This window comes from Enterobacter sp. PP-008-ECC_S150, from assembly GCF_045257065.1.
GTDB lineage: Bacteria > Pseudomonadota > Gammaproteobacteria > Enterobacterales > Enterobacteriaceae > Enterobacter > Enterobacter chengduensis.
On record NZ_JBJHHG010000001.1, the window covers coordinates 32,797 to 52,534 of the forward strand.

Here is a 19,738-nt window from a genome sequence, read left to right on the forward strand (position 1 = left end):
AAACAGCCTCCTTATTATGAGTACCCACACACTATAAAGTGTTTTATATAGATGACCTGCGAGGAGGGTCACGAAAAGAGGACCCAATCCACGGCTTTACATGGCTTTAAGAAACGCGCGTCATCAGCGATAATTACCCCTTTCTTACTATCGCGGAGTGTTGATGAGCGATTTGCAGCCTTTCCTTCCGACGCGCAAGCGCCCCATGAAACTGAATACGCTGGTCACGCTGATGGTGTGCGCGATTATTGCCTCTGTGCTGCTGCTGGTCTTTGCGCTCTACTCTGTCCAAATCACCCGGGCGACCCGCGACGATGTGAAAGATACGGCGCTGGGTATCGCCCGCACGCTGGCCGACAGCCCCGAAATCAAGCGCGGTTTGATGCAGCCCCCGCAGGCTGACATCATTCAGCCCATCGCCAGAGCCGTCACCCAGCGCAACGATCTGCTGCTCACCGTGGTGACCGACATGCGGGGGATTCGCTACTCGCACCCGAACGAAGCGCTCATCGGCCTGCACTTTATTGGTAACGACCTGGAACCCGCGCTGGAAGGTAAAGAGAATGTCTCCGTCAACCGCGGCGCTCTCGCCGAAGCGCTCCGCGTCTTCACGCCGGTTTATGACAGCCAGCACGACCAGATTGGGGTGGTGGTGGTCGGTATCTCCCTTAAAAAGGTGGAAGACCAGATTGCCCGCGGGCGGCTTAATGCGCTGTGGACGATTTTATTCAGCATCTTTATGAGCTCCATGGCGATTTGGGGCCTGGTGCGGGTACTGAAGCGCATCCTGTTCGGGCTTGAACCGTACGAAATTTCCGCCCTGTTCGAACAGCGTCAGGCGATGCTGCAGTCGCTGCGCGAGGGGGTGCTGGCCGTCGATATTCACGGGCGCGTGACGATGATCAACCAGACTGCCAGAGAAATATTGCTTCTCCCTTCCGGCAAGCAGACCGAAAACGCCAGCGCGCCCCTGCTGGCCAGCCTGCGTGACGTCTCAAAGACGGGCGTTGCGCGAAAGGATCAGGAGATTAGCTGCAACGGGCGTCTGCTGCTGTGCAATATGGTGCCCGTGAAAAGTCAGGATCGGGTAATCGGCGCTATCACCACCTTCCGCGATAAAACGGAAATCAGCCAGCTGATGCAGCGCATTGATGGCATGGTGAACTACGTGGACGCCCTGCGGAGCCATACGCACGAGTTTATGAATAAGCTGCATGTGATCCTGGGCCTGCTGCACATGAAGCGCTACGACAAGCTGGAGGAGTACATCCTCCAGACGGCGCATCATTACCAGACGGATATCGGTACAATACAGAGCAAGGTAAAATCCCCGGTTATCGCCGGCTTCCTGCTGGGTAAAATCAATCGGGCGAAAGAGGCGGGCGTCACCCTGACGCTGGCGGATGAATGCCAGATACCCGATACCGCCAGTGAAGAGCAGGTCGCGGTGCTGATCACCGCGCTGGGTAACCTCATTGAAAACGCGCTCGACGCGATGGAAGGACAGCAGGACGGTGAGATCGGCCTGCTGCTGCATTATCAGAACGGCTGGCTCAGCTGCGAAGTCAGCGACGATGGCCCCGGCATTGATCCCACTCAGCTGGAGGCTATTTTTACAAAGGGCTTCTCAACAAAAGGTGAAAACCGCGGCGTTGGGCTGTTCCTTGCTCGCCAGCAAATCCAGAATCTCGGCGGCGATATCACCGTCGAGTCTGAGCCTGGCGTATTTACCCAATTTTTTGTTCACATCCCCTGGGATAGCGAGAGGAATATCGCGTGATAAATGTATTAATTGTCGATGATGACGCCATGGTAGCCGACCTCAACCGTCTGTACGTCAACCGTGTTGAAGGTTTTAGCTGCTGCGGCGTCGCCTCCACGCTCAACCAGGCCGAGGCCATCATTAATAACCCCAGCCAGCCTGTCGATCTGGTGCTGCTGGACGTCTATATGCAGCAGGATAACGGGCTGGATCTGCTGCCCGTGATTCGCGCATCCGGCCGCCCCATTGACGTGATTATGATCTCGTCGGCTGCCGACGCCGCCACGATCCAGACCTCCATCCATTACGGCGTGGTGGATTATCTGATTAAACCGTTCCAGTTCCCGCGCTTTGAAGAGGCGCTGAACGGCTGGAAGGCAAAGCATACTCTGATGGAGTCGCACTCGTATTATGAACAGGCCGACGTCGACCGGCTGATCCACGGCGGCGCGCCGGAGCTGGCGGACAGTAAAAAGCTGCCGAAGGGGCTAACGCCGCAAACGCTGCGTACGATTTGCCAGTGGATTGACGCTCATCCGGAAACGGAGTTTTCCACCGACGATCTGGCAAACGCGGTCAATATCTCCCGCGTGTCCTGCCGCAAATACCTGATCTGGCTGGCGCAAATCAACATACTGTTCACCAGCATCCACTACGGCGCCACCGGCCGTCCGGTGTATCGCTACCGCCTCCAGCCGGAGCAAACGGCGCTGCTCAAGCAGTACTGTCAGTAACGCGGTAGGTATTATCCAGCAGCGTAAAGCGGAAGTGGCGCATCGAAGAGATCGCCACTTCTTTTGTTTTGGTCACAAAAATGGCTTCAATATCCGGGCGAGAGCGCAGCACCGCGCAGCCCTTTTCCACGCCCATGCCGTACATCAGCGTGGTCCAGATATCGCCGTCGATGGAATCTTTTGAAATGATGGTCACGCTGTCCAGCTCGTTGTCCAGCGGATACCCGGTACGCGGATCGAGAATATGGTGGTAGCGCCTGCCGTTTTGCTCAAAGTACCGCTCATACGTGCCCGACGTTACCACGGAGCGGTTTTCCACCGTCATTGCGCCAATCAGCGCCTCACCGGTGAACGGTTTTTTCAGCCCCACGCTCCAGCCCCCTTCCGGCGAGCCTAACGTCTGAACGTTTCCGCCGAGGTTGATCAGCCCCCGCTCGGTGCCTTCTTTGTGAAGATAATCCCGCACCCGGTCGGCAATATACCCTTTGGCGATGGCCCCCAGATCGATCTCCATCCCTGCTCGGGTCAGAAACACGCTGCTCCGGGCCTCGTCAAGAATGACATCTTCAGGATGGGTTATCTCAAGCAGCGCCGCGATTTCGTCTGCGGGCGGAACGCTGTCGCCCTGAAAGCCAATTTTCCAGCGCTTCACCAGCGGACCAATCGCCAGGTTAAAGGCGCTGTCCTGAAACAGGCTTGCCGCTTTTGCGCAGCGGATCAGCTCAAACACCGCCCGGCTGACGACGACCGGATGTTGCCCAGCCGCATGGTTGATGTCCATCACCTGCGAGCGCGCGCGGTTGACGGTGAGCAGATCTTCATACTGTTTGATCAGGCGAAACACGCGGGATGCGAGGGCTTCGTCGTGGGAGAAGAGTTTCAGGAGGATGGGCGAGCCCATCAGAACGGCGGAGTAGCTGTAAACACGGTTATCAGACATGGCACGTTTCCTCAGATGTAGCCCCGGCAGGCACCGCGCCGCCGGGGAAATTGCCGGATAACGTTGCGTTTATCCGGCCTACAGCACAGGTGCTTTATGCCATTTTTGCGCGCATCGCCGCCTGATGTCCGGCAAGGGTACCAAAAATAATGATGTCTGCCACTGCGTTACCGCCGATACGGTTACCGCCGTGGATCCCGCCGACCACTTCCCCGGCCGCAAACGCGCCCGGCAGCACGTTGTGGTTGCTGTCCAGCACGCAGGTGTCGGTGTTGATGGTCACGCCGCCCATGGTGTGGTGCACGCCCGGCGCAATCTGAATGGCGTAGAACGGCCCTTCATTGATTGGCGCACGCAGCGCGGTGGTGCGGCCAAAATCATCGTCGTGCTGTTTTTCGACAAAGCCGTTGTAGCGTTCCAGCGTGGCCAGGAAGGCGTGATGATCCATACCCAGCGCTTCCGCCAGGGCTTTTGGCGAGCTGGCGCTGGTCACGAAGCCTTTCGCGATGTATTCATCCGCGGCTTTGTTTTTGGCGCGTACGTGCTCATCAAAGACGATGTAAGCGTATTTCTCGGGCAGCGCGATGATTTGCGCCGAGACTTTATCGCGGGTCGACATTTCGTTGTAGAAGCGTTCCCCTTTCTGATTGACCAGAATCGCCCCGCCGCCGCGAATGGATTCGGAAATCAGGTACGAGGTTTTCTGCTCCACGGTTGGGTGAATTTGAATTTCGCCCATATCCACGGTGCCCGCCCCGATGCGTTCCAGCAGCGCGATACCGCCCCCGGTGGCCCCTTTGTGGTTGGTGGTGACAAACCCTTCCAGATCCGGACGGTATTTCACTACCATCTGGCTGTTGGCGCTGAACCCACCGGTGGCGACAATCACGCTTTTGGTTGCCACAGTGACGGTTTCGTTCTCTTCGGTGGTCAGGCGCACGCCGGTGACTTCGCCGTTTTCAAAGATAATGTCGCTGACGGAGGTATCCAGCATCACCTCGATGTTGCGTTTGTTGACGTTACGCACCAGGCCGCTGATCAGATAGCCGCCCACCGCAGAACCGTCTTTTGGACGGTGAGTACGGTCAATGCTCATCCCGCCGGTGGTGGTGATGTCGTTCAGCATAATGCCGCGCGTTGCCAGCCACTCAATCGCCTGCGGCGCGTTCTCAACAAAGCGACGCAGCAGTTCCGGGTTGTTCTTGTTACCGCCGCCCTTCAGGCTTTCCTGGTAGAACAGCTCTTTGCTGTCCTGGATGCCCTTCACGCGCTGGAAGCGGGTTTCAGCGGCGTTCATCCCGGCAGAGGCTTTAATGGTGTTCCCGCCGATGGTCGGCATTTTCTCGACGATCAGCACGCTCGCGCCTTCGTCGTGAGCCTGAATTGCCGCCGCCAGACCGGCACCGCCGCTGCCGACAACGACCACGTCCACGCTGCGGGTTTCGTTCGGGTCAACGCCCTCTTCCGCGGCCAGCGCTTTGCTGGATTTCAGCATCGCTTTAGAGACCGCTTTCTTCACCGCTTCACTCTGGCTGGTTGCGCCGGTAATGGCGTCCACGTGCGGAGTATTGGCGTCCAGAATGCGGGTACGGATCTCTTCAAAGCTGGTCACAAACTCAACGTCTTCGCTCGGGCCGGAGGCCAGCTCGATGTCCGCGATGCGGTCGGTTTCCAGGCTGACGTTAATCACCAGCTCGTTGGCGTCGTCCTGCACTTTCTCGACGAAGGTGCCCGGCTTGAATTTGGATTCGCCCATGCTCATGTCGCGGATCATCGCTTCTACCAGCGAGAAGCGCCACAGCGGTTCCGGAATGCTCAGCGCTTCACGTTTGGTGCTGTCCATAAACAGCTCGAGGCTTTCGCCGGCCGCGATGCGGTCTGTCCAGTCCGGATACGCGATGGTGGCGCGGCCAACCGCAATCAGGTCGTAGCCGTGGTCAAGCGCTTCATTCACGTCTGCAGCATTTACCACGCCGCCCACGCCCATGACCGGAACCTGCGCCAGCGTTTCAGAACGCATCGCGCAGTATTTTTCGATGAGCGGGGTCGGGTCCTGAGTGTCGACAATGGAAGGACGCAGGGTCGCGCCGACGGAGAAGTGCAGATAGTCTACGCCGCGCGCGGCCAGCTTCTCCAGCAGGTACATGGTGTCTTCAAAACGGATGCCCGGGACTTCCAGCTCTTCAGGGGAGAAACGGTAACCAATAATAAAGGCGTCGTCCGCATACTGGCGCACCATTTTGTGGGTGATGTCCAGCACCGCCAGCGGGAACTTCGCGCGATTATCGCGGCTGCCGCCCCACTCGTCATCGCGCTGGTTAGAGTTCGGTGAGTAGAACTGCTGAATCAGGTAGGTGTTCGCCCCGTGGATTTCCACGCCGTCGAAACCGGCCTGAATGGCGCGGCGCACGGCCTCACCAAACTTGCCGATCATGCCTTCGACTTCTTCAGCGGTCAGCGCAACCGGCGTTGCGGCACCTTCGCGCGGTGCGGCTACGGCACTTGGGCCAACCGGGGTACGGCCGCCGATCAGCTTAGGGTCGACCATGCGGCCGCCGTGGTAGATCTGCAGCAGCGCCTTAGATCCTTTAGATTTAATGGCCTCTGCAATTTTCGCCAGCCCGGCAATTTTCTCGTCATTATCAATACCGATCGCGCCCGGGAAGGCGAGACCGAGATCGTCGACGAAGCAGCACTCCACGATGATGGTGCCGATGCTGCCGGAGCGGGCCCGGTAGTACTCCACCAGCTCGCTGGTGACGGTACCGTCATAGTAGCCGGTACAGGTGGTCATCGGGGCCATTAACAAACGGTTTTTCAGTTCAGTACCATTCGGTAATGTGAAGGGGCTAAGAATACGTTCGTTAGTGCTCATAATAGAAACTCCAAACTTTAAAAATTAAGAATTCGTTATCGGATGTATTTTTTAGTTCGCCGTTATTTGCCGATGTTATGATATTAATATAATGATTTTTTTAGTTTCTAAAGCTATTACATTAGTTAAAAAACTATTTAATACCCGGGATAACAGAAATAACACAATGGTGTTAGCGAGAATAATTCACTCATTCACAATAATTTAAAATACGTTAAATTTTTATTGGTAAGACCATTTTCACAAATCACTTGAAAATCCATTAAATTCAACACAATGAACAAATACCAGAATTACAATTGTTACAAAAATGATAAAGAAAACAGCAAAAAACAGATAATAACCACATACGCCTGAGTGGTTATTATTAAAAGCACAAAAATAATCCTGCAATTCTGTTTTTTTGATCCTGATCAATAGTTCTGGCATCCAAAAGCGCAATATAAAAACATCATCAATTTTTAATTTAGCGCACACAAAAAAGCGTTAAATCGTTATTAACAGAAAAACCAAACCGCATCTTTTATAACTAAAAAAAGCAAAGAAACTTAAAAAACCGCGTTTGGCTTTTTTGTACCACCGAATTCTTAACAACTTAAGACGTGAAACTATGAATACAAAAACTGCTGTAACGCCCCCCGTGGCGAACCAGGCATCAAACGGAAACGCAAAACGTCTGCTGATGATGGCATTGCCCGTCATCGTCGCCGTACTGCTGCTGTTTGTCCCGGTACCGGAAGGACTGCCTCCTTACGCATGGCACTACTTCGCCATCTTTGTCGGCGTGATCGTCGGTCTGATCTTCGAGCCGTTGCCGGGTGCGGTGATCGGCCTGACCGGCGTGGTCGCCATTGCCCTGTGCAGCCAGTGGGTGTTGTTCAGCCCGGAACAGCTGGCGGATCCGAAATTTAAGCTGGCGGGCGCCTCCTTTAAATGGGCGGTGAGCGGCTTTGGTAACTCGACCGTCTGGCTGATTTTCGGTGCCTTTATGTTCGCCGCAGGCTACGACAAAACCCGCTTCGGCCGCCGTCTGGCGCTGATTCTGGTGAAGTACCTCGGTCGTCGCAGCCTGACGCTCGGTTACGCGATTACGTTTGCTGACCTGCTGCTGGCACCGTTCACGCCGTCCAACACCGCGCGCAGCGGCGGGACCATCTATCCGATTATCGCTAACCTGCCGCCGCTGTACGGTTCAAAACCGAATGACCCAAGCGCGCGCAAAATTGGTTCGTATCTGATGTGGGTGGCGATCACCGCAGCCTGTATCACCAGCTCCATGTTCCTCTCCGCACTGGCGCCGAACCTGCTGGCGCTGGCGCTGGTGAAAAGCACGGTTGGGATCGACATCTCCTGGGGCACCTGGTTCCTCGCGTTCCTGCCGCTGGGCATCCTGCTGATTCTGACCATGCCGCTGCTGGCCTACTGGTTCTACCCGCCAGAAGTGAAAGTGAATAACGAAGTACCGCTGTGGGCGACCCGCGAGCTGGAAAAACTGGGCAAACTGTCCCGCAATGAAATCCTGCTGCTGGTGTTCGTCTGCTGTGCGCTGCTGATGTGGATCTTCGCCGCCGCGTGGATTGAGCCTGCCATGGCTGCCCTGCTCATCGTCGGCCTGATGCTGTGGACCGGCGTGCTGGAGTGGAACGATATCACCGGCAACAAGGCCGCATGGAACACCTTCGTCTGGTTCGCCACCCTGGTGGCGCTGGCGGACGGCCTCTCCTCTACCGGCTTTATCAGCTGGCTGGGTAAAGAAGGCGGTCTGTTAATGAGCGGTATCTCTCCGGGCGTGGCGACCATCGTCCTGCTGCTGGCGTTCTACCTGCTGCACTACCTGTTTGCCAGCACCACCGCGCACACCACGGCGCTGCTGCCCGCGATGCTGACCATCGCCTCCACTATTCCGGGCATGAATATGGAAGTGTTTGTCCTGCTGATGGTGACCTCGCTCGGCGTAATGGGGATCATCACCCCGTACGGTACTGGCCCAAGCCCGATTTACTACGGCAGCGGCTACCTGCCAACCAAAGACTACTGGCGCCTCGGCACCATCTTTGGTGCCATCTTCCTGGCGGCCCTGCTGCTGATTGGTTATCCGTGGATGTCCATGATGTTCTAAGAACAATGCCCGGTGGCGCAAGCTTACCGGGCCTACTCGTTCTCATCATGCTTTGATTTTGTAGGCCTGATAAGCGAAGCGCCATCAGGCAAAAACAGATTTTGGAGTTGAGTATGTCGAATAAGCCCTTTGTGTACCAAAACCCCTTCCCGCTTTCCCATGACGACACCGAATACTATCTGCTGACCAAAGAGCACGTTTCCGTTGCCGAGTTCGACGGCCAGGAAGTGCTGAAGGTAGAGCCCGAAGCCCTGACCCTGCTGGCGCAGCAGGCCTTCCACGATGCGGCGTTTATGCTGCGTCCTTCGCATCAGAAGCAGGTTGCCGCGATCCTGAACGACCCGGAAGCCAGCCAGAACGACAAATATGTTGCTCTGCAGTTCCTGCGTAACTCTGAAATTGCCGCTAAGGGCGTGCTGCCAACCTGCCAGGACACCGGCACCGCGATCGTCATGGGTAAAAAAGGCCAGCGCGTCTGGACCGGCGGCGGTGACGAAGCCGCCCTGAGCCAGGGCGTGTACAACACCTACATTGAAGATAACCTGCGTTATTCCCAGAACGCCGCGCTGGATATGTATAAAGAGGTGAATACCGGTACCAACCTGCCGGCGCAGATTGACCTCTACAGCGTGGACGGTGACGAGTACAAATTCCTGTGCATGGCAAAAGGCGGCGGTTCTGCCAACAAAACCTATCTGTATCAGGAAACCAAAGCACTGATCACCCCGGCGAAGCTGAAAAACTATCTGGTTGAGAAGATGCGCACGCTCGGCACCGCCGCGTGCCCGCCGTACCATATTGCCTTCGTCATTGGCGGGACCTCTGCAGAAGCCACGCTGAAAACCGTGAAGCTGGCCTCTACCCGCTACTACGACGCGCTGCCAACCGAAGGTAACGAACACGGCCAGGCGTTCCGCGACGTTAAGCTCGAACAGGAGCTGCTCCAGGAAGCGCAGAACCTCGGCCTGGGCGCACAGTTCGGCGGTAAATATTTCGCTCACGATATCCGCGTGATCCGCCTGCCGCGCCACGGCGCGTCCTGCCCGATCGGCATGGGGGTTTCCTGCTCCGCAGACCGCAACATTAAAGCGAAAATCAACCGCGACGGGATCTGGATTGAGAAACTGGAGCACAACCCGGGTCAGTATATTCCTGAATCACTGCGCCAGCAGGGTGAAGGCGACGTGGTCAGCATCAACCTGAACAAGCCGATGAACGAGATCCTGGCGCAGCTTTCCGCGCACCCGGTTTCTACCCGCCTGTCGCTGAACGGCACCATCATCGTGGCGCGCGACATCGCCCACGCGAAGCTGAAAGAGCTGCTCGACAACGGTGAGGAACTGCCGCAGTACGTTAAAGATCATCCGATCTACTACGCGGGCCCGGCCAAAACGCCGGAAGGCTATGCCTCTGGCTCACTCGGCCCGACCACCGCAGGACGCATGGATTCGTACGTAGACTTGCTGCAATCCCACGGTGCGAGCATGATCATGCTGGCGAAGGGCAACCGCAGCAAGCAGGTAACCGACGCCTGCCATAAGCACGGCGGCTTCTACCTCGGCAGCATTGGCGGCCCGGCTGCGGTGCTGGCGCAAAACAGCATTAAGAGCCTGGAGTGCGTGGCGTATCCTGAACTGGGTATGGAAGCCATCTGGAAGATCGAAGTGGAGAACTTCCCGGCGTTTATCCTGGTGGATGACAAAGGCAACGATTTCTTCCAGCAGATCCAGAATCAACAGTGCAAAGGCTGCTCACAGCGCTGAGTCCTTCCACAACGCCGGTAACAGCGACAGCGTTTCGTTGATGAGCCCGCGCTTGTCGCTACCCGGCTTCCAGATGGTGACCATCGTCTGAGCTATCCCCTGGCTGCCCACCTCGGTGTGCAGCCTTTTTACATCCTTCCACCGCGCCGCACGAAGGTGAGTCGGCAAAAATCCCCAGCCGCACCCCTTTTCCAGCAGACCGCGCAGCATCTCGAGCTCGTTGGTAAAAAGGGTATGCCCGGAGATTTGCAGACGGCGCGCCACCGGCTCGTCAGACGCCGCGTGCATAATCACCTGCGGCACCAGAGAGAGATCGAGAAGCGAAACCGGTGCCGTAATATCCCTGAATAGCGTCTTCGAGGCGTAGAAATCCATATCAATCGCCCCTAACGCCCGCCATTCCATCTCGTTGCCGACGCTGCGATTGCGCGCCTGACAGATCCCCACATCGGCCTCACCGCTGGCGAGCATCGCTTCCGCTTCATCGCGCGAGGCGCTGGTCAGGCTCAGCCGAATATTCTGGCTCGCCATTTTTGCGATTAGCGCCTGCAAAAAAGCGCGCGGTGTGAACGGATCGTAGACGAGCGCAATATCCTGCGTCGCGCTTTCCGGAACGGCTCTGGCAAACGCCTCAAAGGCTTTTACCTGACGCATCAGCAGATGCGCCTGCCGCTGGAGCTGCTCCCCTTCCAGCGTCAACCGCAGGGCGCGCCCCTCGCGAATAAACAACGCGTAACCCAGACCATCTTCGAGAAAATCAATCAGATCGCGCAGGGTCGTGCGGTCTTTACCCAGTTTACCGGCCGCCTTCACCAGGCTGCCGTGCTCAGCCACGGCGGTGAACGCCTCAAGCTGGGCAAATGAATAGATCAGTGACGCCACAGCATCCTCCACAGCGACTTTTCGGGGGATTTTCCCCCATAACGCGTTTTTTATTATAGGCCGCGGGTTCATAAACTGAAGCCCTTCCTGAGCCATACGAGAAAAACATGAAAAACAAAACAAACCGCACTCTGCTCGCGGCGCTGGTTGTCGGCAGCCTAATTTCCCCTGCCGTCATGGCCGCCTGCAACGATACCGTACTTGAAACCTGTCCGGCCCCTTTTGACGCAAAACTGCCGGACGCGCATACCATGCTCACCTGGAGCCAGGCCGACCGCGTCGTGGGATTTCGCAATGACTACCGCAACTACGCGGGCGACGTGTTCCGCCACGGCAACGCCTCGCCGCTGCTGGCCGCGGAGAAACCGCTGACCGATGCCCGCTACCAGGTTAATGGCCAAACCTACAATCTTGATGATTACCTGAAGCGCCAGAACGTTAGCGGCATGCTGGTATTAAAAGACGGTAAGGTTGCCTATAAGTATCTGGGCGAAGGCAATACCGACAGCACGCTCTGGACCTCACGCTCCGTCGGTAAATCGGTGGTCTCTGCGCTGGTAGGGGTGGCAATTAAAGAGGGAAAAATCCACTCCCTCGACGATCTCGTCACCCAATATGAACCCGATTTAAAAGGCACGGCCTGGGACGGCGTGACGCTGAAACAGCTTATCACCCACACCTCCGGCGTGGCGTGGAATGAGGACTACACGAATCCGACATCCGATTTCGCAAAGCTGACGGAATGCGAGGCCAGGCCGGGCACCTACGAATGCGTGCGAACGTTAGTAAAAGGGTTACACCGCGCGCATCCTGCGGGCGAAAGCTGGTCCTATTCCTCGGGCGGCGCGTGGCTGCTGGGTGACGTGCTTGAACGCGCAACCGGCATGACGCTCGCGGCGTATCTGGAAAAGAGCATCTGGCAGCCGTACGGTATGGCGAGCGACGGCGTCTGGCACGCCTACAGCAAAGGCGAGCATGATGTCGGCGCCCACGGCTTTAACGCCACGCTGGAAGACTGGGGCCGCTTCGGTCAGTTTATCCTCCATAACGGCACGTTGCCGAACGGGAAGCCGCTCCTGCCCGAAGGCTGGGTGAAACAGTCCGCGGACTGGACGCAGGCAAAAGGATCGGTGTCAAACGCCCATCCGGACGGGCTGTATGGCTATCAGTGGTGGAACAACGAAGTGCCGGTCAATGCCGCCAGCGTCGAGCCGAAGGCGGAAAACTCCCTCAAAGGGTCGCTCTGGGCGCTGGGGATTTTTGGTCAGATGATAATGGTGAATCAGAAAGAGAACCTGGTCATCGTCCAGTGGTCCACCTGGCCACAGGCGGAGCCGTCATTCAGCGCCCAGCCGCTGGAGGCGTCGTTAATGTTTAGCGCCATAGCCAACGCGCTGCGCTAATGCTCATAGCCAGGCGCTGCCTGGCTTCCCCTCTGCGCCATGTCACAAAACAGCGATATCAGCCACTTAGCGAATTACCGTGAATAAAAAATCACAAAATTGTTAAGTTATTGTTAGTCATGTAAATCCTGGTCAATGCCGCGTCATTGATGCGCAGCACGCATCGATTCATTCGCGATTTGCGCTTATTAATTTCCGCTTCCTGATCCAGTTTTCAGAAACAGACGAGCATAACGTCACGATAAAAACTGGAGATAATCATGGTTTCCTCAACCTCACCTGCAACGGTCCGTGCGAAAGCAGGCGCGATTTTTCGCGTCACCTCGGGCAACTTTCTTGAGCAGTTCGACTTCTTTCTGTTCGGCTTCTATGCCACCTACATCGCCCACACCTTCTTTCCGGCGAGCAGTGAATTTGCCTCGCTGATGATGACCTTCGCCGTCTTCGGCGCGGGCTTTTTGATGCGCCCGATTGGGGCCATCGTGCTCGGCGCTTACATTGATAAGGTTGGCCGCCGTAAAGGGCTGATTGTCACCCTGTCGATCATGGCCGCCGGGACGTTTCTGATCGTGCTCATTCCGTCGTATCAGAGCATCGGCCTGTGGGCGCCGCTGCTGGTCCTGACGGGCCGCCTGCTGCAGGGCTTTTCCGCCGGGGCGGAGCTTGGCGGCGTGTCGGTCTATCTGGCTGAAATCGCCACGCCGGGCCGCAAGGGTTTTTACACCAGCTGGCAGTCCGGCAGCCAGCAGGTTGCCATCATGGTCGCCGCGGCGATGGGCTTTGCCCTGAATGCCCTGATGGCGGAGAGCGCCATACGCGAATGGGGCTGGCGCATCCCGTTCCTGTTCGGCTGTTTAATCGTGCCGTTTATCTTTTTCCTGCGCCGCAGGCTGGAGGAGACGGAAGCGTTCAGCGCGCGCCGCCAGCATCTGGACATGCGTCAGGTCTTTAAAACCCTGCTTGCCAACTGGCAGGTGGTGGTCGCGGGCATGCTGATGGTGGCGATGACCACCACCGCGTTCTACCTGATCACCGTATACGCCCCCACCTTTGGCAAAAAGGTGCTGATGCTGAGCGCGTCAGATAGCCTGCTGGTGACGCTGCTGGTGGCTATCGCTAACTTTATCTGGCTGCCGGTGGGCGGCGCGCTGTCGGACCGCTTCGGGCGCAAGCCGGTGCTGATTGCCATGGCCCTGCTGGCGCTGGCCACCAGCTACCCTGCCCTGACGCTGCTGGCGAACGCCCCCAGCTTCTCGATGATGCTGGGCGTCCTGCTGTGGCTCTCCTTCCTCTATGGCCTCTATAACGGCGCGATGATCCCGGCGCTGACGGAGATTATGCCTGCTGAAGTGCGGGTGGCGGGATTCTCTCTGGCTTACAGCCTGGCAACGGCGGTCTTCGGCGGCTTTACCCCCGTCATGTCCACCGCGCTGATCGAATACACCGGCGACAAAGCCTCCCCCGGCTACTGGATGAGCTTCGCTGCCGTGTGCGCCCTGCTGGCCACGCTCTACCTCTACCGCCGCCGTGCGGTATCGCTACAAAACACCGTCAAGTCACAGGAGGCCGTATGAAACGCACTGCTTATCCCGCCATCGCGCTGATGCTGGCCTTCCTGAGCGTCAATGCCGGTGCTAAAGACGTAAAGGTCATGATTTCGGGCGGCTTCAAAGCCGCCCTGGAAAAGCTGGCCCCGGAGTATGAACGCCGCACCGGGGATAAAATTGTGATTATTCCCGGTCCCTCGATGGGCACGACGCCGCAGGCGATCCCAAACCGACTGGCGCGCGGCGAGAAGGCCGACGTGGTGATTATGGTGGGCGATGCGCTGGCGACGCTCGAAAAAGCCAGCCTGACCCGGCCCGGCTCGCGAACGGAGCTCGCGGACTCTCCCGTGGGCATGGTGGTAAAAAAAGGGGCGGATATCCCGGACATCAGCAGCGAGGCGATGCTGCGCAATACTCTGCTGCAGGCCCGCTCCATCGCCTACTCCGACAGCGCCAGCGGCAGGTACGTCAGCCAGGCGCTGTTTAAAAAGCTGGGGATTGAAAAAGAGGTGGCGGGCAAAGCGACCATGGTCGAGCGTATTCCGGTCGCCTCGGAAGTGGCGAAAGGTAAATACGCGGTGGGCTTCCAGCAGGTCAGCGAGCTGCTGCCGGTTCAGGGCGTCACCTTTATCGGGAAAATCCCGGATACGCTGCAATACATCACGCGCTTCGCGGGTGCGGTTACCCGTGACGCGGAAAATCCTACGGAGGGTAAAGCGCTGCTGACCTATCTCGCCTCGCCGCCATCAGGGGAAGTCATCCGCGAGACGGGGATGACCCCCGTTACGTCCGGCGATACTGCCCGGTGATCTGCTTTTCCAGTTCAGCCGCAATGTAGGACTGGATGCGCCCCCGGCGCCGGATAAGCCCCACGGTGCGCTTCACTTCCGGTGCCACCAGCGGCAGATGCGTCAGCGGCGTGTGCGCTGACGTAGGCATCGACATGGCGGGAACGGCAGCAATGCCGATCCCCGCCTCGACCATGCCGAGCATCGTGGTGACGTGACGCGTTTCGCAGACGCTCGGGCGTTCGGGAACGATCTCCCCCAGCATCCGATCGAGCAGGTTACGGTTGCCTGACGTTTTATCGAGGGAGATATAGTCCTGCTGGTAAAAAGCCTGCCACGTCAGGTGGCTCTTCTGCGCCAGCGGGTGATCCTTTCGGCACGCGGCGACATAGACATCCTCCACCAGCGGGAAAAATTCGATCTCAGTCGGCAGGTTTCCGGCGAAGCAGATGCCAAAATCCGCCTGGCTGCGGGCCACGGCGTCAATCACATTCCCCGCGCTGCTGTCGATGAGCTTGATGCGCACGCGCGGATAGCGAGACTGAAAGCGTCGGATCACATCAGGCATAAAATAGCAGGCCGCAGAGGGTACCGCGGCAACCGCAATCAGCCCCGTCCGCTCTTCGCTGGCTTTATCGACATCCGCCAGCATGGACTCCACGTTGTCGAGCAGCTGCGCGGAGCGTTCAGCAAAGTTTTGACCGTATAACGTTAAGGCCACGCGGCGGGTGGTACGATCGAACAGCCGGTTTCCCAGCGCGGCTTCCAGCTTTTCAATCCTGCGGCTCAGCGCCGACTGGGACAGGCAGATAGATTCAGCGGCGACACGGAAGTTACCGTATTCCACTAACGCTCTGAAAGCATAAAGATCGTTAAGGTCAAAATTCACGGGCATAGCGTCTGGATGTCCTGTCGGGGGTCAGAGATCGTTGAGATTAAGGCGGATGTAGCGGGCGCGATCGGCAATAGCCTGCCGTTCCCCGTCCTGCATGTCCGCAAGCTGTTTAAAGACAATGCCCAGCCGGGGATTGTTACCCAGACGCGCCTGATTGCGCGCAAAGAAATCCCAGTAAAGGGCATTGAAGGGGCACGCCAGCTCGCCGGTGCGCTGGTTGTGCTGATACCGACACCCCTGGCAGTAATTACTCATCTTATGAATATACGACGCGCTTGAGACGTAGGGCTTACTGGCCAGTAGCCCGCCATCGCCAAACTGGCTCATGCCGAGGGTATTGGGCAGCTCCACCCACTCAAAGGCATCAATATAGACCCCCAGATACCATTCATGAACCGCCTGCGGGGAGAGGCCGCCGAGCAGGCTAAAGTTCCCGATGACCATCAGGCGCTGGATATGGTGGGCGTAAGCCTCGGTGAGCGACTGCCCAACGGCATGCGCCAGGCAGCGCATCTGCGTCTTGCCGGTCCAGAACCAGTCCGGCAGCGGGGCGTGCTGGTCTAAGGCGTTCAGCTCCCGGTAGCCAGGCATCTGCGACCAGTAGATCCCGCGCACGTACTCCCGCCAGCCGAGTATTTGGCGGATAAAGCCCTCAACGGCAGGCAGCGGCGCGTGGCCCGAACGCCACGCCTGCTGGGCGGCCACCACCACTTCCCGCGGATTAAGCATTTTGGTGTTCAGCGCGAATGAAATTAATGAGTGGAAGAGAAAGGGCTCTTCCGCGTGCATCGCATCCTGCCAGGCGCCGAACTGCGGCAGCACGTGCGTGATAAAGTCGTCCAGCCGGGCTTTGGCTTCCGCACGATTGAGCGGCCAGCGAAAATTGTCGGCCTGCGGTTCGCCGAAGGTCTTTACGCCACAGCGCTGGATCTCTTCCCACAGCGCCGTGCGATCGTGGCGGAGGCGAGCGTCGTCCGGTGCGGGCGGTTCACCGGACCAGCGCCTGCGGTTTTCAGCATCGAAATTCCATTTCCCCCCTTCGGGCTCGCCTTCCGCGGTCAACAGTATGCCGTGCTGACGGCGCATTTCCCGGTAAAAGTACTCCATGCGCCAGCTTTTGCGCGACGCAAAGAACGCCCCCACCTGTTCACGGGTGGTGAAGAAATGCTCGCTGCTGACGCAGGCGGTTTCGACGGACGCCGTTTTCGCCCACGTCTGCAGCTGCGTATCAAGACGCCATTCGTCGGGCTCCTGCCACACCACCCTGTCTGCGCCATAATGCGCGACGAGCGCGTTGAGATTGTCTTCCAGCGCGCCGCGGTTTGAGCGGTCAGAGAGCCGGACATACCTCACCCGATGTCCCTTCTCCTTTAACGCAGCGGCAAACGCGCGCATGGCCGCGAAGATGGCAATCACTTTCTGAGCGTGATGAAGCACGTAGGCGGTTTCCGCCCGAAGTTCGAGCATCACGTAAATGACGTTCGAATCGCGGCTATCAAACCAGCTGTGGTGCGGATTAAGCTGATCGCCCAGGATCAGGCGCAGCTCGGTCAACGGTGGCTCCTGCGACAGCGCTCGGAACAGTATTTGACCTCATCCCAGCATTTCGCCCACTTCTTGCGCCACGTCATGGGCCGCTGGCAGTGCACACACGGTCGACTGGGCAGGTCCCGCTTGTTACCTTTGAAATCGCTCATCTTTTCAATACCGTACTGATTTCTTCACTGAACCTGTGGGTTAAGGCTACGACAGACGTCACAAAATGAAGGTGATGCCCGCAAACCGCTACCCACCGCTACGTACGAATGATAGTTTATTCGGGCTGGAATTGTCGCCGCGAGCAATTTTCTGGCATCTTAACCTAATCTGACTTTCCCATTTTTGTTCAAGTGACGAGTTTGCGAGCAAAGCGATGATAAAGTGGCCCTGGAAAACGAATGAGGCTGGCCGGGATATGGCGCTGCCGTGGGATGAGGCGCTGACGATCCCGGTTCTGGCGAATCTAAACCCGGATGAACAAGCGAAGCTGGTTCAGCTGGCGGATCGTTTTTTGCAGCAAAAACGCCTGGTGCCGCTGCAGGGGTTTGAACTCGATCCCCTGAAAAACGCGCGCATCGCCCTGCTTTTCTGCCTGCCGGTGCTTGAGCTCGGTATTGAGTGGCTGGACGGTTTCCACGAGGTGCTGATCTACCCTGCGCCGTTCATCGTCGACGATGAGTGGCAGGACGATATCGGGCTGGTGCACAACCAGCGCGTGGTGCAGTCCGGACAGAGCTGGCAGCAGGGGCCGATTATCCTCAACTGGCTCGATATTCAGGACTCGTTCGACGCCTCCGGTTTTAACCTGGTTATTCATGAGGTGGCGCACAAGCTGGATACCCGCAACGGCGATCGCGCCAGCGGCGTCCCGCTGATCCCGCTTCGCGAGGTGGCAGGCTGGGAGCACGACCTGCATGCGGCGATGGATAACATCCAGGATGAAATAGACCTGGTGGGCGAAAGCGCGGCCAGCATTGACGCCTACGCGGCAACCGACCCGGCCGAGTGCTTTGCGGTGCTTTCGGAGTATTTCTTCAGCGCGCCCGAGCTCTTCGCGCCCCGTTTCCCGGCGCTGTGGCAGCGTTTCTGCCAGTTCTATCAGCAGGCTCCCCTGCAGCGCCTGCGGCAAAATGAAGCGTCTGACGGGCAGGCCTCCCGCCAGATCCATTAAGGTTTTTCAGGACGGGTACGCGCGGTTGACCGTACCCCGATGCTCACCGCTAAAAACAGCAACGCCATTCCCCATGCGGCCACCGTCAAAGATTGCTCTGAGAAAAAGCGCGTCACCACGGGCACCAGCAGCGCGCTGAGGCCGTAGCCTAACGTGTGGCTGGTGGCGATGACGCCCGCGCCCTTCCCGGTGGTGAGCCGATCGTTCAGCAGCAGCTGGTAGCCCGGCGTGGCCATCGCCGCCCCGAGTGACGTAATAACGATACCCACGTAGAACAGCGTTAAACCCGCGACGGACATCAGCCCAAGCCCTGCCACCATCAGCACCGCCGCGATGCAGAGCAGCGTCATCGGGGTGAAATGCTGCGGGCGAACCACCAGAAACTGCGCCGCGAGCGTCGCCAGCGCGGCCATGCTCAGCAGAAGCGCGACATGATGGCCGATCTCGCGGGCGTTGCCGTCCAGCAGCGGGCTAAGATGCGGTGACAGGCCAAGCTGCATCAGGCTCACCAGCGCCGCCAGCAGCAGCGCCAGCAGCAGGAACGGCATCATGGAGGCCTGCAGGCGGGTCGCCTGGTGCGCCACCGGCGGCAGCGGCGGATCTGCGGCTTCGCGTAGCACCAGCAGCAGGGCAATTAACGGCGCGATCGCCATCAGCCAGAGCGGCGCCACAGGGCTGACGCTGAGCATCAGCGCCGCCAGCGGCGGGCCGAGCAAGCGTCCGCAGCTGAGGCCGGAGCTTATCGTCGCCAGCGCCGACATTCTTTTATCCAGCCCCGCACGCTGAATCGCCCACGTCTGGGCCGCAGGCACCAGCCCTGAAACCGTCAGCCCATAGAGCAGGCGCGAGAAGATCAGCCCCGCCAGCCCCCAGTCCGGGTCCAGCCTGCCGGCCGCCAACGCCCAGACCACCAGCGCCATGACGGCGAAGCTGGCCAGGTAGCCGCTCAGCGAGGCCAGCATCACCGCCTTGCACCCTCTCCGCTCGCTCTGGCGTCCCCACCAGGGCGATGCCGGTAAAAAGAGCATGGATCCAAACATCAGCAGCCCGGCCCAGACCGAGAGCGACAGCCCGGTCAGGGTCACCAGCAGCGGGAGCATCACCAGCAGGCCGTTTTGCCCGATACCCAGTAAACCCGCAGATAGCGCCAGGGTCCAGTTAGCTTTTGAGGAGACGTTTTCCGTCAGGGTTTCAGAGTCAGCGCGCATAAGAATGTGAACATAGTGTCAATAAATGTGTGGAAATCATGAAGTTTATGAAAACAAATATTGCAAAAATGGTTGCGACTGTAAACAGAATGAATATCATAACGAGAATTAT

Annotated in this window: 15 protein-coding genes; 8 read left to right on the top strand and 7 right to left on the bottom strand. The window is 58.1% G+C overall.

Going from position 1 to position 19,738, the window contains the following annotated elements; all coding sequences use genetic code 11:
* Positions 1-163 precede the first annotated feature (163 nt).
* Positions 164-1,780, top strand: a complete 1,617-nt coding sequence (locus tag ACJBF3_RS00180) for a sensor histidine kinase (RefSeq protein WP_045328157.1) — start codon at positions 164-166, stop codon at positions 1,778-1,780.
* Positions 1,777-2,496, top strand: coding sequence for a two-component system response regulator DcuR (gene dcuR, locus ACJBF3_RS00185; protein WP_045328156.1), 720 nt, complete (start codon positions 1,777-1,779; stop codon positions 2,494-2,496). Before ACJBF3_RS00180 ends, dcuR begins: the two co-directional genes overlap by 4 nt.
* Here dcuR and ACJBF3_RS00190 read toward each other — a convergent pair.
* Positions 2,477-3,436, bottom strand: coding sequence for an FAD:protein FMN transferase (locus ACJBF3_RS00190; RefSeq protein WP_045328155.1), 960 nt, complete (start codon positions 3,434-3,436; stop codon positions 2,477-2,479). The genes dcuR and ACJBF3_RS00190 overlap by 20 nt on opposite strands.
* Before the next feature lie 94 nt (positions 3,437-3,530).
* Complete coding sequence (locus ACJBF3_RS00195) at positions 3,531-6,311, bottom strand: flavocytochrome c (RefSeq protein ID WP_045328154.1); 2,781 nt, start codon at positions 6,309-6,311, stop codon at positions 3,531-3,533.
* 610 nt (positions 6,312-6,921) lie between these two features.
* On the opposite strand from ACJBF3_RS00195, the gene ACJBF3_RS00200 reads away from it, so the two are divergent.
* Positions 6,922-8,430 (top strand): anion permease, encoded by a 1,509-nt coding sequence (locus ACJBF3_RS00200; RefSeq protein ID WP_023325580.1) that lies wholly within the window; start codon positions 6,922-6,924, stop codon positions 8,428-8,430.
* Positions 8,431-8,543: 113 nt separating this feature from the next.
* A complete protein-coding gene (gene fumA, locus ACJBF3_RS00205) occupies positions 8,544-10,193 on the top strand; it encodes a class I fumarate hydratase FumA (protein ID WP_045328153.1) in 1,650 nt (549 codons plus the stop codon).
* On the opposite strand, the gene ACJBF3_RS00210 is transcribed toward fumA, so the two are convergent.
* The gene (locus ACJBF3_RS00210; protein WP_045328241.1) at positions 10,182-11,087 is read right to left on the bottom strand and encodes a LysR family transcriptional regulator; all 906 of its coding nucleotides are present in this window, start codon (positions 11,085-11,087) and stop codon (positions 10,182-10,184) included. The genes fumA and ACJBF3_RS00210 overlap by 12 nt on opposite strands.
* A gap of 95 nt (positions 11,088-11,182) precedes the next feature.
* On the opposite strand from ACJBF3_RS00210, the gene ACJBF3_RS00215 reads away from it, so the two are divergent.
* From ACJBF3_RS00215 to ACJBF3_RS00225, 3 genes are all read left to right on the top strand, one after another.
* Positions 11,183-12,478 carry a serine hydrolase gene (locus ACJBF3_RS00215; RefSeq protein ID WP_045328152.1) on the top strand — a complete coding sequence of 432 codons (1,296 nt, stop codon included), beginning with the start codon at positions 11,183-11,185 and terminating at the stop codon, positions 12,476-12,478.
* 260 nt (positions 12,479-12,738) lie between these two features.
* Positions 12,739-14,052, top strand: a complete 1,314-nt coding sequence (locus ACJBF3_RS00220) for an MFS transporter (RefSeq protein ID WP_045328151.1) — start codon at positions 12,739-12,741, stop codon at positions 14,050-14,052.
* The gene (locus tag ACJBF3_RS00225; protein ID WP_045328150.1) at positions 14,049-14,834 is read left to right on the top strand and encodes a substrate-binding domain-containing protein; all 786 of its coding nucleotides are present in this window, start codon (positions 14,049-14,051) and stop codon (positions 14,832-14,834) included. The genes ACJBF3_RS00220 and ACJBF3_RS00225 overlap by 4 nt, the downstream gene beginning before the upstream one ends.
* Here the strand turns inward: ACJBF3_RS00225 and ACJBF3_RS00230 are convergent.
* Genes ACJBF3_RS00230 through ACJBF3_RS00240 form a run of 3 tightly spaced genes read right to left on the bottom strand, consistent with a single transcriptional unit; the run spans position 14,809 to position 17,405 of the window.
* Positions 14,809-15,708: a LysR family transcriptional regulator gene (locus ACJBF3_RS00230; protein ID WP_045328149.1), complete on the bottom strand. Its 900-nt coding sequence runs from the start codon at positions 15,706-15,708 to the stop codon at positions 14,809-14,811. The two genes, ACJBF3_RS00225 and ACJBF3_RS00230, sit on opposite strands and share 26 nt — an antisense overlap.
* Positions 15,709-15,732: 24 nt before the next feature.
* Positions 15,733-17,262, bottom strand: a complete 1,530-nt coding sequence (locus ACJBF3_RS00235) for a cryptochrome/photolyase family protein (RefSeq protein ID WP_088475166.1) — start codon at positions 17,260-17,262, stop codon at positions 15,733-15,735.
* Entirely contained in the window at positions 17,259-17,405 is a 147-nt protein-coding gene (locus ACJBF3_RS00240) for a DUF2256 domain-containing protein (RefSeq protein ID WP_072049997.1), read from the bottom strand. Before ACJBF3_RS00240 ends, ACJBF3_RS00235 begins: the two co-directional genes overlap by 4 nt.
* Before the next feature lie 215 nt (positions 17,406-17,620).
* Between ACJBF3_RS00240 and mtfA the strand changes: the two genes are divergently transcribed.
* Positions 17,621-18,418 (top strand): DgsA anti-repressor MtfA, encoded by a 798-nt coding sequence (gene mtfA, locus ACJBF3_RS00245; RefSeq protein WP_045328147.1) that lies wholly within the window; start codon positions 17,621-17,623, stop codon positions 18,416-18,418.
* Here the strand turns inward: mtfA and ACJBF3_RS00250 are convergent.
* Positions 18,415-19,626, bottom strand: a complete 1,212-nt coding sequence (locus tag ACJBF3_RS00250) for an MFS transporter (protein ID WP_045328146.1) — start codon at positions 19,624-19,626, stop codon at positions 18,415-18,417. The two genes, mtfA and ACJBF3_RS00250, sit on opposite strands and share 4 nt — an antisense overlap.
* Positions 19,627-19,738 lie beyond the last annotated feature (112 nt).

Bases quoted from the DNA above. Each gene is read 5' to 3' on its own strand.
- ACJBF3_RS00180 (WP_045328157.1), top strand. From the start codon at position 164: ATGAGCGATTTGCAGCCTTTCCTTCCGACGCGCAAGCGCCCCATGAAA.
- ACJBF3_RS00190 (WP_045328155.1), bottom strand. From the start codon at position 3,436: ATGTCTGATAACCGTGTTTACAGCTACTCCGCCGTTCTGATGGGCTCG.
- ACJBF3_RS00195 (WP_045328154.1), bottom strand. From the start codon at position 6,311: ATGAGCACTAACGAACGTATTCTTAGCCCCTTCACATTACCGAATGGT.
- ACJBF3_RS00200 (WP_023325580.1), top strand. From the start codon at position 6,922: ATGAATACAAAAACTGCTGTAACGCCCCCCGTGGCGAACCAGGCATCA.
- fumA (WP_045328153.1), top strand. From the start codon at position 8,544: ATGTCGAATAAGCCCTTTGTGTACCAAAACCCCTTCCCGCTTTCCCAT.
- ACJBF3_RS00215 (WP_045328152.1), top strand. From the start codon at position 11,183: ATGAAAAACAAAACAAACCGCACTCTGCTCGCGGCGCTGGTTGTCGGC.
- ACJBF3_RS00220 (WP_045328151.1), top strand. From the start codon at position 12,739: ATGGTTTCCTCAACCTCACCTGCAACGGTCCGTGCGAAAGCAGGCGCG.
- ACJBF3_RS00225 (WP_045328150.1), top strand. From the start codon at position 14,049: ATGAAACGCACTGCTTATCCCGCCATCGCGCTGATGCTGGCCTTCCTG.
- ACJBF3_RS00230 (WP_045328149.1), bottom strand. From the start codon at position 15,708: ATGCCCGTGAATTTTGACCTTAACGATCTTTATGCTTTCAGAGCGTTA.
- ACJBF3_RS00240 (WP_072049997.1), bottom strand. From the start codon at position 17,405: ATGAGCGATTTCAAAGGTAACAAGCGGGACCTGCCCAGTCGACCGTGT.
- mtfA (WP_045328147.1), top strand. From the start codon at position 17,621: ATGATAAAGTGGCCCTGGAAAACGAATGAGGCTGGCCGGGATATGGCG.
- ACJBF3_RS00250 (WP_045328146.1), bottom strand. From the start codon at position 19,626: ATGCGCGCTGACTCTGAAACCCTGACGGAAAACGTCTCCTCAAAAGCT.